Here is a 14,649-nt window from a genome sequence, read left to right as displayed (position 1 = left end):
CTTAGTGCTGGAACATCGCAGAGATAGACTCTTCATTGCTCACGCGGCGAATCGCTTCGGCCAGCATGGTTGATAGAGTCAACTGAGAGACTTTGCCAATCGCAGCGATTTCATCGCTCAGAGGAATCGTGTCGGTAACGATAACTTCGTCGATTACTGATTCGCGAATGTTTTGCGGCGCGTTGCCAGAGAATACAGGGTGCGTGGCGTAGGCGAATACGCGGTTAGCACCGTGCTCTTTTAGCGCTTCGGCGGCTTTACACAGAGTGCCACCGGTGTCGATCATGTCATCAACGATGATGCAGTCGCGACCTTCAACGTCACCAATGATGTGCATCACCTGAGATACGTTGGCTTTTGGACGACGCTTATCGATGATGGCCAAGTCAGTGTCGTGCAGTAGTTTGGCAACCGCGCGAGCACGTACAACACCGCCGATGTCTGGAGATACAACCACTGGGTTTGGCAGCTCTTTAGCCAGCATGTCTTCAAGTAGCACAGGGCTTCCGAATACGTTGTCTACTGGTACGTCGAAGAAGCCTTGGATTTGCTCAGCGTGCAAGTCACAGGTCAGAACGCGGTCAACACCAACGCTTGATAGGAAGTCAGCCACTACCTTAGCGGTAATTGGCACACGAGCTGAACGAACACGACGGTCTTGACGAGCGTAACCGAAGTAAGGGATTACGGCAGTGATACGGCCTGCAGATGCGCGACGTAGAGCGTCGACCATCACAATCAGTTCCACTAGATTATCGTTGGTTGGCGCGCAGGTAGACTGAATGATGAATACATCAGCACCACGTACGTTTTCGTTAATCTGAACACTAATCTCACCATCGCTAAAGCGACCAACTTCACAGTCACCTAGTTTGCAAAAAAGACGGTCGGCGATTTTTTGGGCAAGATCAGGAGTAGCGTTTCCAGCAAACAACTTAATGTCAGGCACGGTATAAACCTCGGGCAGTGGCAAATTGTGGGCCGAACGGGTCGGCCAGTCAGACCAAATTGGTCTTGGCGTATTGAGTCGAGCCGTTAATGCTCGCCTTGTTCGAACCGTTCTAAACGCTCGAGAAGCGTAGAGCGGTTACAGGCTTTGGCAACAAAGCCATGAAATTCTTTGCTTTTTTCTTGTAGCGCAGCCAGGGCTTGCGACTCATTATCGAACACCCCGAACAGACAAGCGCCAGTTCCGGTCATTCGAGACGGCGCGTATTTTACCAGCCAGCTTAATGCCTTGGCAACTTGCGGATACAGTTCGCACACCAATGCCTCACAATCGTTGCGGTAATTCACCCAATGCTCTGGCTGTCCTTGAATTTTGGGAGTGTCACGAGGTAAGTCGGGATGGGTAAATACAGCGGCGGTACTCACCTCGACCTCAGGGTGCAGCACCAGAACATACGGCTCGTCTAGGGTGACGCTTTGCAGACGCTCGCCAACCCCTTCGGCGTAGGCCGATTGCCCGCGCACAAACACAGGGACATCGGCGCCTAGCTGCAATCCTAAATCTGCCATCACGTCTTGGTTGATGTTCAGACCCCAAAGGGCGTTAAGCGCCACAAGCGTGGTAGCAGCATCCGAGCTACCACCGCCTAAGCCACCGCCCATAGGCAGTCGCTTGTCGAGCCAAATATCCGCCCCCAGTGGGGTTTGGCCGTGCTGTTGCAAAATACGCGCAGCGCGCACAATCAGATTTTGCTCCGGGTCGACACCTTCAAGCTCACTATGCAATTGAATCTCGCCATCACTGCGAACTCGAAAATCTAAGCTGTCGCCAAAACTCAATATTTGAAATAAGGTCTGCAGCTCGTGATATCCGTCATCGCGACGGCCATTGATGTGCAGGAATAAGTTGAGTTTGGCCGGCGCTGGCCAGCCGCGAGAAATTGGATGAGACATGGTCATGCTTTAATTGCTGGGCGGCGATAATGCCAGCCATTGGTTAATTTGAAGTTTAATGCGCACGTCTTTGTGCTGAATCCGAATCATGCGTGGTACTGTGGCACCGGATAGGGTCTGCCAGCTTTGATACTCGGCTTGCCACAATTGGCCGTTGTCAAAGCGGCGTTGCACTATCTTGGGGCGATTTTGCTCATCTATCGCCAGAACAATATCGCCGTCGACGGTTTCACCTTTTACCCATTGGCTCAATGCCGACAGTGGCAAGGGCAATTGAGTCACTTGAGCGATAAGCGCCTGCGGATCTTTGTCGCGATACTCTTTGCCGTCCACTTTTAAGCGTGCGCCGTTCTTGTCAGCATCCAGGCTCATCACAGTGATACCCAAGGCTGTGGTAAGTTTAAGTTGCTGATTTGGTGGGCGATGGTTCCAAAACAGGTTTGCGCTAAACTTATCTTTGGGAGTGAAAACGGCGATGCGACCATTAAGTTGCCAATCAGGAACTTTGGCGGCGTCGTCCACTTGGTAAACTTTTGGCGCCGAGGCACAGGCGCCAAGCAAGAAAAGACTAATTAGTACAGTGGTTAAGCGTGCCAATGAGAACTGGATCAAGGGGCTAGCCAGGTTGAGAGAGTACACAGGCAACATGATACGGCTTAATCGGCAAAAGTTGAACCTCTGTCAGGTTTTGTTAAGTGTCTGCTTTTTTTCATTTGGGGCAGTGGTTAGAATTAGCCGCAGATAAAGCAATAAGCAATCGACGCCAGGTAACGAATGAGCCTAATCGCAATCGGTATTAACCATAAAACAGCCACAGTGGCATTGCGCGAGAAGCTGGCCTTTGGTCCAGACAAAATCGCTGATGCCCTGAAGAGTTTGGCTGGACAAAGCAAAACCGGCGAAGCGGTAATCCTATCGACCTGCAACCGTACCGAGCTGTACACCAATACCGCCGAGATGGAGCAGTTGATCGACTGGTTGGAAACCTACCAGGGTTTGCCCCGCGAAGAATTAGAACCTTGCCTATACCGCCACGAAGGACTCGAGGCCGTTCAACACTTGATGCGCGTATCTTGTGGATTGGACTCATTGGTATTGGGCGAGCCCCAGATTTTGGGCCAAATTAAGCAAGCCTTTGGCACCGCCAAAGACGCCGGCACCATGGCCGCCACTTTGGATAAGCTGTTCCAACGCACCTTCTCTGTGGCTAAGAAAGTCCGCACTGAGACCGAAATTGGCGCCTCAGCGGTTTCCGTGGCCTTTGCCGCGGTAAACATGGCCAAGCACATCTTCTCGTCACTGGCGAAGACCAACGTCTTGTTGGTAGGCGCAGGTGAGACGGTTGAGCTTGTGGCACGTCACTTAAAAGAAAATGGCGTAGAGAACGTTGTGGTAGCTAACCGTACCGTGTCTCGCGCACAGGCGGTGGCCAATGAGTTCAACGCCGAAGCCGTGACTCTAGAAGCCATTCCAGAGTATCTGCCCAACGCGGATATTGTGATTTCTTCAACTGCCAGCCCTCTGCCTATCTTGGGTAAAGGTATGGTTGAGAATGCGCTGCGTCAGCGTCGCCACCGCCCTATGTTGCTAGTGGACATCGCAGTTCCTCGTGACATTGAAGCGGAAGTGGCCGACTTAGACGATGCCTTCTTGTACACAGTGGACGACCTGCAGAGCATTGTTGAGCAAAACATTGCCTCACGTCAGGAAGCGGCCCAGCAAGCCGAAGCCATTGCGCGCGACCAAGCACAGCAATTTATGTCTTGGTTGAAGCAACTTGAGTCGGTGGATCACATCCGTGAATACCGCTCAAATGCCAACGTTGTGAAGGACGAATTGGTAGAACGTGCCAAAAATCGTCTCGAGCAGGGTATGGATGCGGACAAAGTTCTTGTAGAATTAGCCAACAAACTGACAAACCGCTTGATCCACTCGCCAACGCAAGCCTTGACCGAGGCGTCCCGCAATGGCGATCTTGAGGCTTTACGCCAATTGCGTCTAACCTTAGGGATCGACAAAGACTAAAGGTTAATTCATTCCGATGAAGGAATCCGTACTTCGCAAACTCGAAGGTTTGCAGGAGCGCTATGAAGAAGTTCAAGCGCTCCTTGGCGATCCTGACACTATCAGTGATCAGGACAAATTTCGCGCCCTCTCCAAAGAATACTCCCAGCTAGAAAGCGTGGTGAAAGCCTTTTTGAGCTACCAACAAGGCTTGGAAGACTTAGAGACTGCCCAAGAGATGCTCGAAGAGGACGACCCGGACCTCAAAGAAATGGCGCAGCAAGAGCTCAAAGAAACCAAAGCGGCGCTTGAGGAGCTCGAAGACGAGTTGCAGATTCTGCTTCTGCCAAAAGATCCCAACGACGACAACAACTGCTTTGTGGAAATTCGCGCCGGTGCCGGTGGCGATGAAGCGGCGATTTTTGCCGGTGACCTGTTCCGTTTGTACTCGCGCTACGCCGAGACCAAGGGGTGGCGTCTAGAGATGATGAGCTCAAACATCGGTGAGCACGGCGGCTTTAAAGAAGTCATTGCCAAGATCAACGGTGAAGGCGTTTACGGCGAGATGAAGTTCGAGTCGGGCGGTCACCGTGTGCAGCGTGTACCAGAGACCGAATCGCAAGGTCGTGTGCATACCTCAGCTTGTACCGTGGCGGTGATGCCTGAAGTGCCAGAAGCCGAAGCGATCGAGATTAATCCGTCGGACTTGAAAATTGATACCTTCCGCGCCTCGGGTGCTGGTGGTCAGCACGTCAACAAAACCGACTCGGCGATTCGTATTACTCACTTGCCAACCAATACCGTGGTTGAGTGTCAGGACGAACGTTCGCAGCACAAGAACAAAGCCAAAGCGATGAGCGTGCTGTCGGCGCGTATTCAAGCAGCGGAAGACGAAAAGCGTCGCCTTGAAGAAGAGTCGACCCGTCGTAACCTGGTGGGTAGCGGCGACCGCTCAGAGCGAATTCGTACCTACAACTACCCTCAAGGTCGCGTATCAGACCACCGCATCAACCTGACCCTGTATCGCCTTAACGAGGTGATGGAAGGGGACCTCGGCGCGCTGATCCAACCGATTCAGCAAGAACACCAAGCAGACATGCTGGCTGCGCTGGCTGATGAGCAAAGCTAAGCTTGCCACTTTGGCCGACGCCTTGGCGTGGGCCACTCCCCAACTTCAACACAGCGACTCGGCCAAACTAGACGCCGAGGTGCTGTTGTTGCATCTGCTCGACAAGCCTCGCAGTTACCTATTTACCTGGCCCGAAGCCGCGCTCGATGAAACCCAGCAAGCGGCCTACGCCGAGCTGGTTGAGCGACGCGCTCAAGGGGAGCCGGTGGCTTACCTGACCGGTACTCGCGAGTTTTGGTCCTTGCCATTGGCGGTATCGCCGCAAGTGCTGATCCCGCGTCCGGATACCGAAGCCTTGGTGGAAGCGGCGTTAGGTCTTGGTCTAGCGGATGACGCTCGTGTGGTGGATTTAGGCACTGGCAGTGGCGCGATTGCGTTGGCGCTAGCCTATGAAAACCCCAACTGGCAAGTCAGCGCGGTGGATGCCAGCGCTGGTGCCCTTGAAGTGGCTAAAGCCAACGCCGAGCGCCTAGGGTTAGAACGAGTTCAATGTTTGCTGGGCAGTTGGTTTGAGCCTTTGCCCCAAAAGCCGTGCTTTGATCTTGTGGTGAGTAACCCACCGTATATCGATGGTGACGACCCGCACTTATCCCAAGGGGATGTGCGCTTTGAGCCGGATTCAGCGCTGGTGGCCAAGCAACAAGGCTATCGCGACCTGTTTGATATCGCCGAGCAAGCCAGGCAGTACCTAAAACCTGGTGGCATCTTGATGATGGAGCACGGATTCGAGCAAGCGCCAACTACTTGTAATTATCTTCGCGAGTTAGGTTATCAAGATGTCGACTTTGGCCGAGATCTTGCGGGACAACCCAGATTTTCGTTCGGTGTTTGGCCGGGCAACGACGCTGGGGTATGATAACCCGTCAACTCGCACAAACGAGCTTTTAACAAGGACAGGTTATGCAATCACTTGCAGCATATTACGTAGAATTAAAGCACTTACACACCACTCTGATTGCCATCAGCGTACTGTTTTTTATCACGCGTTTAGTGTGGAACCTGCGCGCCATGCCGATAGGCCAACAAAAATGGGCGCGAATTTCTCCGCATGTGATTGATACCTTTCTGTTGCTAAGCGGCTTCGCGCTGGCGATGGCGTTGGGTTTCACGCCTGGTAACAGTCCTTGGTTAGCTGAAAAGCTAATCGCTATCGTGGCCTACATTGCACTGGCCGTGATTGCGATGAAATCGCAACGTGGTGCTGGGTTTAAGATTTTTGCCGGCGTCGGTGCAATTGCTTGGGTTCTGTATGCCTCGCACCTAGCGATGACCAAGCAGGCCCTACTGCTCGGTTAATCTGACAGGACAAATTTGGCGTGCCACGAGAGACGCTGGGGCTAGTTGCTTCAGCGTAAGCAGTTGTAAATAAGTGGCTTCATAGCAAAAGAATTTAGAAAGGCGAACATGCACCACAATTGGCAGTTTGATTTCAGCTTGGATTCGGCCGAGGGCCTATTAGAGCTGGGTCAACAATTGGAGCTTTCTTCAAAGCAAACCAGTCACTGGAAACTGATCGAGCTACAAGGCGCGGTATTGGGTCAGTATCTGATTCGACATCGGCAGCGATTAGATGCGCTGCTGAACTGGTTTTATCACTTGCAGGGCTTTGGCGCTGCGCGCGAGCGCTACTTTACCGCCGCCAGCGCCGACTTAGGTGCGACCCTTATTTCCCGTCAGGGCAACGCCACCAGTTTGGCGCTGTTGTTGCGCTACCTCGCCAGTGAAATTAGCCTCAACCTCGATATTCTGCTGCTGCCTAGCCATTGCGTATTGCGCTACATGGACAACGACAAGCCGCTGTATATTGACGCACTGACCGGCGAGTACATGGCCCGAGAGCAGATCCACGCCTTTGTTCGTGGCGAACTGGGGAATCAGGCGCAACTCAAGCCCAAGCACTTACAGCCGGCCAAAGACGAGCGAATTGCGACCCGTTTGCTCAACGAAATTAAAGCTGGGTTCGTGGTCGAGCAGCAGTTTGGCAAGGCGTTGATTTGCTTAAACTGGTTACTGGCTCGCTACCCTAAGCAAGTGCAGTACTTGCGCGAGCGTGCCTACATGGCGCAACAACTCGGTGCCAGCAAAGCTGCCGCTCAAGATTTACAAGCCTTCGTGGACAGTCGCCCCAAGGACCCCATGTTGGATTTGATGAAGATGCAAATTCGCGAACTCAAACAAGACGACGCGGTTTACCACTAAGCCAGAAACTGGCTAACCAATAATTATAAAAATAAGGATGTGACCATGGCCGTTTCGGCTGCTGACGCCGCGCAAAGCACGGCGTTGATTACCAATGACGCAACTGTGTTGGGCTTACTGGCGATTATGCTGGGCGCGGTGTTTTACACCCATCAAAGCCAACACCCGTTTTGGCAAAAGTTCTATCGTTTTGTGCCAGCGCTGTTGCTGTGCTACTTCCTACCATCCCTGCTGAACACCTTTAACATTGTCGATGGCAATGCCTCCCAGGTGTACTACGTGGCGTCGCGCTACTTGCTACCGGCTTGTTTGGTGCTGCTGATTTTAAGCGTGGATCTGAAAGCCATCATTGGCCTAGGCTCCAAAGCGGTAATCATGTTCTTAACCGGTACTCTGGGTATTGTTCTTGGTGGGCCTATCGCCTTGCTGGCGCTTTCAGCAATTGCCCCTGAGTTGGTGGGCGGCAATGGTCCTGATGCGGTATGGCGCGGTATGACAACTCTTGCTGGTAGTTGGATTGGCGGTGGTGCTAACCAGGCCTCGATGAAAGAAATCTACGATGTGGGTGGTGGCATCTTCTCTGTGATGGTCACAGTAGACGTTATTGTGGCCAACATTTGGATGGCAGTACTGTTGTTCTTGGCCTCTCGCGCCAAGCAAATCGATACGGCTACCGGAGCTGACACCAGCGCGATTGAGCGTTTGAAAGACAAGGTAGAGGAGTATCAGTCAAAGCATGCGCGTATTCCCAATCTCACCGACTTGATGCTGATTTGCGCGGTAGGCTTTGGTATCACTGGGTTTGCTCACATTGGTGCCGATTTCTTAGGTCCATTTTTTAGCGAAAATTACCCACAAACCGCACAGTACAGCCTGACCTCTAAGTTCTTCTGGCTGGTGGTGATTGTGACCACCGTGGGTTTGATTTTGTCCTTCACTAAGGCGCGTCAACTGGAAGCGGCGGGCGCCTCAAAAGTGGGTTCGGCCTTCTTGTACATTTTGGTGGCCAGTATTGGCCTGCACATGGACGTTAGCCAAATCGTCGATGCCCCGATTTACTTCATCGTGGGTCTGATTTGGATGTTGGTACACGCCAGCTTGATGCTGATTGTGGCCAAGTTAATTCGCGCACCACTGTTCTACATGGCAGTGGGTAGCCAAGCCAACGTCGGCGGTGCTGCCTCTGCACCAGTCGTGGCGTCGGCCTTCCACCCAGCGCTAGCCCCTGTGGGTGTACTACTGGCGGTTTTGGGCTATGGTGTAGGAACTTATGCGGCCTGGTTCTGCGGTCAATTACTGCAGATGGTCAACCCTTAAGAGAGATAGTAAACAATGCAAAAGACCATTGATGTGAATGGCATTTCCGTCGCTAACGACAAGCCGTTTGTGCTGTTTGGCGGAATGAACGTCCTAGAATCCCGTGACTTGGCGATGCAAATTGCCGAGCACTACGTAGAAGTGACCAGCAAGCTGGGGATCCCGTACGTATTTAAGGCGTCATTCGACAAAGCCAACCGCTCGTCGGTGCACTCGTTCCGCGGTCCTGGTATGGAGCAAGGACTTAAGATCTTTGAAGAGATCAAGAGTCAGTTCGACGTGCCAATTATCACCGACGTTCATGAACCACATCAGGCGGCACCTGTGGCCGAAGTGGTTGATGTGATTCAACTGCCAGCCTTCTTGGCCCGCCAAACCGATTTGGTGGTAGCTATGGCCGAGACTCAAGCGGTGATCAACGTTAAGAAACCTCAGTTCTTAGCACCCCACGAGATGCGTCATATCATCAAGAAGTTCAACGAAGCCGGTAACGACAAGGTAATGTTGTGCGAGCGCGGCAGCTGTTTTGGCTACAACAACCTAGTGGTAGATATGTTGGGTATGGACGAGATGAAGCGCTCGGGCTATCCGGTGATCTTTGACGCTACTCATGCACTACAACGTCCAGGCGGTCGCGAAGACAGTGCCGGTGGTCGTCGCCAGCAAGCCACTGAGTTGGCTCGCAGTGGTATGGCTTTAGGTATTGCCGGTTTGTTTATCGAAGCGCACCCAGATCCAAGCCAAGCCAAGTGCGATGGCCCGTGTGCATTGCCTTTGGATAAGCTAGAAGCTTACCTGAGTCAGATGTTGGCGGTGGATAATATGGTGAAAAGCTTCCCGGATCTACAGATCGACTAGTTAGCTCACCGGCGCCTCGTCCGCAGTGCCTCGCTGGTCATTCCCATGGCTGCACTGCACGTCATTCCCAACTTGATTGGGAATCCAGCCACTTGCTAAGTCCCAAAGGGATACCCAAACCATCCAAGTAGGATGCAAACGGTATCCCTTTTGCTATTCTGGCCTCAAACAAACTCGAGCCATCATCATGAAGATAACCAAGCTAACCCCAGACAATAACCTCTGCCCAATCTGCGGAAAGTCTAACGCCTGTGGCAGCGTGCAGATGAAACAAGAGGGCAAGCCTTGCTGGTGTAATGACCCAAAAATTGTTTTTACCGACACTTTGCTGGCTCAAGTTCCACAAGAGCTAAGAGGCAAGGCTTGTGTTTGTCGGTCTTGTGCGCTTAAGTACCAGTGAACCTGGGTAAACTGTTGAATTTAATCTCACTTATGGACTCAGTTTCGGTTTAAGCGCGAAGGAGAAATCAGTGCCAAGACTAAACAACAAAATAGCCCTTATTACGGGAGCAGCTAGAGGAATTGGCGAAGCTACCGCTGAACTTTTCGCGGCTGAAGGTGCAACAGTCATCATTTCAGATATCCAAGACGATTTAGGACAAGCTGTTGCGTCAAGAGTACTGAAAAATAGTGAGTACCTTCACCTAGACGTTTCTGACGAGCGGGACTGGGCTGATGCTGAAAATCATATTCAAATTAAATATGGTCGTCTCGATATTTTGGTCAACAATGCTGGTATCACGGGTTTTCTGGAAACAAATGGCCCTCACGACCCCGAGAGTTTTGATATTGAAAGCTGGAGGAAAGTTCACGAGGTCAATTCTGTAGGTGTTGCACTTGGCTGCAGAACGGCGATCAAGCTTATGAAATCGTCCAAGGCTGGCAGCATTGTCAATCTGTCATCTCGCTCAGGAATTGTCGGCATTCCAGGCGCGGCTGCTTATGCATCAAGTAAGGCGTCTGTAAGAAACCATTCGAAAACTGTTGCGCTATATTGCGCAGAAAAAGGCTATCAGATTCGATGTAATTCTATTCACCCTGGGGCAATTCTCACACCAATGTGGGACGCGATGCTCGGTGAGGGCAAGGCAAAGGAAGAAGCCATAAACGCGATTGCGGCGGATATACCTTTGGGAACTATGGGGAGCACCATGGATGTCGCTTATGCGGCACTTTATCTAGCTTCTGATGAGTCTAAATATGTGACAGGCATAGAGTTGAATATTGATGGTGGCATTTTGGCTGGAAGCGCTGCTTCACCAAATAAGAAATGATGCTTTCTGGTTCTTTGGGCCAGATATAAACAAAAAAGCTCGAGCAAATTACTCTGCTCGAGCTTTTATTTTCATAACCTTCGGTTACTTACACTGACTCCAAGTGATGCTCTCACCGGCGCGTGCTTGTTGGAACATATCGGCACACATAGTAGTGGTAAAGCCTTTGGTGTCTGCAAAGCTGATGTTCAGCTGTGAGCCGTTACCTTCGTTGTAGTAGGTAGTGTCACCAGTTTCTAGGTTGTAGATAAAGGTTTCCCAAGTGGCGTATGACTCATCGTTAGTTGGGTCAATCAAGTCTTGTGGAACCTTGTTACCGAAGTCGAAGATACCTTTCATTTTACCGCGAGTGTCAACCCAGTCAGCTTTAGGGTCTAGCTTAGCGTGGGTGGTTACGTGGTAACCGCGCAGGTAACGAGAGGCAGAGCTAATATCGCTTGGTAGTGACTCGGCTTTGTCTAGGTCGAATTTCTCAGCGTGAGCCAAGATGTCCTGACGTAGCGGCATGTTAGCCATTACGCGAAGGTCGCTGTTGATGTCACCGCGGTGAACAACCATTTTGCCACCTTCGTTCAACTGGAATAGTGCGATTTCGCCAGACTTGTCTTGAACAGAGAAGTGGAAACCGTGCTGGTGACCGCCGATGCCGGTTTTCCATGCAGTTTGGAATTCACCAGCTTCAAAGGCCTTAACCGCTTCGTCAACAGTGGCAAATTGAGTCACCAAGAAGGTCACGATTTGAGACATGTGTACCGCAGGTGCACCGTTGTCCGCTGCATCCTTTACAAACTCAACCGACGGCGCTTGATATAGCAGTGACGCTGCCAAACCTTTGTCGTTGATGGCTTCACCAGAGGTGCCGTGGAAAGTTTCCACTTCAACATAGTCTACGGTGTGGTGTTTAACCGTCCATGACGCAGGGTTTTTGTACTCAGGTACATCGTAAGCTTTGATAGCCGCGCCAACTGGGTAGGCTTTTGCGATAGATTGTAGTTCAGAACCACCCCAGTCAAATGAACGTGCAACGGTAACACCGTGAGTTTCGCCACCGTCCATAATCAGGCGTGAGCAGGCGTTTGCAGTGGTTGCTACTGATGCGATAGATGCTGCTGCAAGAGCGGCTACGGCTAGTTTGTTCAGTTTGAAGTTTTTCATGTGATGTACCCTTGTGTTGGATAGTCGGTTGAGTGTGTGTCGAAGTGTTCACCTCGATTGATGGGTCTAGTTTGCACCAGCTTATTGCGTTCTTTAAATGTGCCAAGAGCGGTGTTTTCCCTTTCTTATGCTAAAGTAGCTCGATTACCTTTGAATGAGCTGGAGAGTGGGAATGGCTGTTACGCTTGAACAGTTGTTGGCGTTTGTTGAAACCGTTGATAAGGGCAGCTTTAAGCAGGCCAGCATAAAACTTGGCAAACACACCTCTACCGTGAGTGGACTTATCGCCAATTTAGAGGCGGAGCTTGGCATGGAGCTGTTTGTGCGAAAGCCGCGCTCGCTGGAGATTACTCCGCAGGCCTCAGAAATGTATCGCTACGCTCAGTCGGTGATTCGAGAGTGCGATTTGTTGGATGTAAAGGCTAACAGCATTATCGAAGGGCATCCTTCTAGCTTCACCATTGCGGTTGATAGCGACCTAATGGGCCCTGACATCGGTGCGATTTGTGCTAGGTTGCTAACGAAGTATCCGACTCTGGATCTAAAGCTCGTGAGCACGGATCCCATGCAAGTGCGCAGCCAGGTATTAACCGAGCAAGCGGATATTGGTTTTGGGGTAGCCCTGTTTAGTGGCCATCACGAACTGACTCTGGCCGACGGGTACTCGTTTGATGTGGTTTTCGCTGCATCGCCCGAGCTTGGGCTAAATAAGAAGTTGATAGACCTAACTCAAATACGCGGTCAGCTACAAATATCGGCGCTGTTCATGAAGCAAACCGGCCGAGAAGATACTCACAATTTGAGTTCGAGAGTGGTTTATAGCAACTCGCTGCACAGCACACTAGATCTGCTAAAGCAAATACCTGGGTGGGCTATGCTCCCAGGTTTTATGTGCAGAGAAGCTTTTAAGAATGGCACTCTGGATGAAATCTACCTTTCTCCCACCGCAACGGAAAAGCCGAATCAGTGGGCTACCGAAATCTGTTGGTTAACCGCTAAACCACGCCATGAGGTGATGGACTTTGTGATTCAGGAGTTGGGTAAGTTGGAGAGCCCGAATAGGTAGCACCCGCGTCATTCCCAATTCCCTCATCATTCCCAGTTCCCTCGTCATTCTCACGAAAGTGAGAATCTAGCCAGTGGCTAGTAGCACTCATTGGCCCGACTAGGCACGTTATTCCCAGCTTGACTGGGAATCCAGCGAGTAGCCACCGGCTTCAGTTGGCCCTTAGCCGCCGGTCGCTTTGCGGAACCTTGCTGTCAAATGCACTCAAAAAGATTAGAAAGTTTGGATCACTTTTCAATGCAAATGGTGGATCATTTTTCGGTGCAAATTAACAGTCCGATTTAAGCTGCAAAATTATTCTTCTTTTCTATACACAACTATTTACTTATATCGTTCACAGTTCCTGTGAATAGAATGTGCCCACTTGCAGGCCAGCAAGCTGGACCCCGTGGTGCTCTAGAGAAGGTTGCTCATTTCCTAGCTTTCGCTAGGGGGCAACCGACAGGCACTGCAGGTACCTTTTGCCTACGGCCGTCTACCTATCATGAATCGGATAGTCCGCAACCCTGCGGGGCTGTCGCTTCGCGACGGTCTGGCAGGAATGATAGGAGAGTTTGAACGAGAGGAGGAAGCTGTATCGCGGCATTCGTAGAATGTGCTGAGTAGAAAGTCTCTTTGAAAAAAACAATGTGTTACAGCGAGTAATCTGGACTTTTAGTGCTGTACAAAAAATGCGCTAATTAATTTTGACAAAACCCATAACGTGAACTTTATTTGGTTACTCCATTAACTTAGAAAGGATTTTGTTATGCTTAGAAACATATGCCTTTCGATTCTCTCTCTCCTCTCATTCTCGGCTTATTCTGCGGGGCTCACTGATACTTATTCATGTGATACATGTGATTACAATGACGCCGTAAATATAGCCAAGCAAGAGTACACACCAATATCCTGTACTATGCAAAATACAAACGGTGGTCAACCAATATTTGGCGTAACTACTTATGCGTGTAACACAACCTATCGAACAATCATCGTCGCAAACCCACTTACTGAGACGGCTCATAAGTTCAAAGTGACTGCGACCAACTATAACCCTTACACAGACGCAGTGAATGCAACAACTAGTAACTTGTCGCTTACTTCTGTAGAGCAACAGGCGCTTTCTGAATTTTACGACATTGACGCAGACTTTAGAGACGAAGTGCCGAATTTCGTAATTGGTACTTCTAATGTTACTAATCCTGACGTTACATACTCAACGGCAAATGTAACCTCTAATTGCGAAGACCACCCATCTCATTACTTTACAAGCGAGAATGCTAAGCGAAATATCCGAGCGGAGCTAATAGACTCTCTGGTCCAGCGCCTTGGGAGCCAAAGCTGGAATCAGTTTTATACCGACACCAAAATAAATGGCTTTGGTGTGGACATTTCGGGTTCAGGCGGCGGTATTACGCTGAATTGGCAATACAATCAGCTCGAAGCATTTATTACTAAATCTTATGGCAATACTTCAAACAAGTTAGTTTTCAAGGCTGTGTATAAAGGCGAGTCAACCATAGGAGGCGTTCGCGACTTAAACATAGCGTTGCGTCTAGAGGAAGGTGCTTCGCTTATGGATGGAATTCCTGTTGCTACCCTTAGGGGCCCAACCGTAGACCTAACAACTACTCTGGTATCAGCATGTTTGATTGAAAATATAGAAAAAATAGCTATCAGTGATACGGTAATCCTCCCATTTTTAACCGAAGTTAAAAGTAGAAGTTAGGCCGCCAGTAATGGCGGTCTGCCATTGTTCGCTG

Annotated in this window: 15 protein-coding genes; 11 read left to right on the top strand and 4 right to left on the bottom strand. The window is 50.6% G+C overall.

Annotated features, from left to right (window positions below; translation table 11 throughout):
- Position 1: 1 nt before the first annotated feature.
- The 3 genes from CLC93_RS08070 to lolB form a co-directional block, all read right to left on the bottom strand.
- Positions 2–949: a ribose-phosphate pyrophosphokinase gene (locus tag CLC93_RS08070; protein ID WP_095505465.1), complete on the bottom strand. Its 948-nt coding sequence runs from the start codon at positions 947–949 to the stop codon at positions 2–4.
- 86 nt (positions 950–1,035) lie between these two features.
- A complete protein-coding gene (gene ispE, locus CLC93_RS08065; RefSeq protein WP_095505736.1) occupies positions 1,036–1,902 on the bottom strand; it encodes a 4-(cytidine 5'-diphospho)-2-C-methyl-D-erythritol kinase in 867 nt (288 codons plus the stop codon).
- A 9-nt stretch (positions 1,903–1,911) separates the two neighbouring features.
- On the bottom strand, positions 1,912–2,550 hold the full coding sequence (lolB, locus tag CLC93_RS08060; protein WP_095505464.1) for a lipoprotein insertase outer membrane protein LolB: 639 nt from the start codon (positions 2,548–2,550) through the stop codon (positions 1,912–1,914).
- 126 nt (positions 2,551–2,676) lie between these two features.
- Between lolB and hemA the strand changes: the two genes are divergently transcribed.
- The 9 genes from hemA (at position 2,677) to CLC93_RS08015 (ending at position 10,683) form a co-directional block, all read left to right on the top strand.
- Complete coding sequence (gene hemA / locus CLC93_RS08055; protein WP_095505463.1) at positions 2,677–3,927, top strand: glutamyl-tRNA reductase; 1,251 nt, start codon at positions 2,677–2,679, stop codon at positions 3,925–3,927.
- A gap of 16 nt (positions 3,928–3,943) precedes the next feature.
- Positions 3,944–5,035, top strand: coding sequence for a peptide chain release factor 1 (prfA, locus tag CLC93_RS08050; RefSeq protein WP_095505462.1), 1,092 nt, complete (start codon positions 3,944–3,946; stop codon positions 5,033–5,035).
- Positions 5,022–5,891, top strand: coding sequence for a peptide chain release factor N(5)-glutamine methyltransferase (gene prmC, locus CLC93_RS08045; RefSeq protein ID WP_095505461.1), 870 nt, complete (start codon positions 5,022–5,024; stop codon positions 5,889–5,891). Before prfA ends, prmC begins: the two co-directional genes overlap by 14 nt.
- Positions 5,892–5,935: 44 nt before the next feature.
- Positions 5,936–6,331, top strand: coding sequence for a SirB2 family protein (locus tag CLC93_RS08040; protein ID WP_095505460.1), 396 nt, complete (start codon positions 5,936–5,938; stop codon positions 6,329–6,331).
- A gap of 108 nt (positions 6,332–6,439) precedes the next feature.
- Positions 6,440–7,234 (top strand): transglutaminase family protein, encoded by a 795-nt coding sequence (locus CLC93_RS08035; protein ID WP_095505459.1) that lies wholly within the window; start codon positions 6,440–6,442, stop codon positions 7,232–7,234.
- Between the two features lie 45 nt (positions 7,235–7,279).
- A complete protein-coding gene (locus CLC93_RS08030) occupies positions 7,280–8,551 on the top strand; it encodes a DUF819 family protein (RefSeq protein WP_095505458.1) in 1,272 nt (423 codons plus the stop codon).
- Positions 8,552–8,566: 15 nt separating this feature from the next.
- Complete coding sequence (kdsA, locus tag CLC93_RS08025; protein WP_095505457.1) at positions 8,567–9,409, top strand: 3-deoxy-8-phosphooctulonate synthase; 843 nt, start codon at positions 8,567–8,569, stop codon at positions 9,407–9,409.
- Positions 9,410–9,596: 187 nt separating this feature from the next.
- Positions 9,597–9,809 carry a cysteine-rich CWC family protein gene (locus tag CLC93_RS17905; RefSeq protein WP_095505456.1) on the top strand — a complete coding sequence of 71 codons (213 nt, stop codon included), beginning with the start codon at positions 9,597–9,599 and terminating at the stop codon, positions 9,807–9,809.
- 70 nt (positions 9,810–9,879) lie between these two features.
- Entirely contained in the window at positions 9,880–10,683 is an 804-nt protein-coding gene (locus CLC93_RS08015) for an SDR family oxidoreductase (RefSeq protein ID WP_095505455.1), read from the top strand.
- 84 nt (positions 10,684–10,767) lie between these two features.
- Here CLC93_RS08015 and CLC93_RS08010 read toward each other — a convergent pair whose 3' ends face one another.
- Positions 10,768–11,838, bottom strand: a complete 1,071-nt coding sequence (locus tag CLC93_RS08010; protein ID WP_095505454.1) for a linear amide C-N hydrolase — start codon at positions 11,836–11,838, stop codon at positions 10,768–10,770.
- 172 nt (positions 11,839–12,010) lie between these two features.
- On the opposite strand from CLC93_RS08010, the gene CLC93_RS08005 reads away from it, so the two are divergent.
- Positions 12,011–12,904, top strand: a complete 894-nt coding sequence (locus CLC93_RS08005; protein ID WP_169902899.1) for a LysR family transcriptional regulator — start codon at positions 12,011–12,013, stop codon at positions 12,902–12,904.
- Between the two features lie 748 nt (positions 12,905–13,652).
- The gene (locus tag CLC93_RS08000) at positions 13,653–14,615 is read left to right on the top strand and encodes a hypothetical protein (protein ID WP_141237366.1); all 963 of its coding nucleotides are present in this window, start codon (positions 13,653–13,655) and stop codon (positions 14,613–14,615) included.
- The last annotated feature ends 34 nt before the right edge of the window (positions 14,616–14,649 follow it).

Origin of the sequence: Paraferrimonas sedimenticola, assembly GCF_002282855.1 — a bacterium.
Lineage (GTDB): Bacteria > Pseudomonadota > Gammaproteobacteria > Enterobacterales > Shewanellaceae > Paraferrimonas > Paraferrimonas sedimenticola.
Note: the sequence above shows the minus strand (reverse complement) of the source record. Positions and strands in the feature narration are given on the sequence as shown.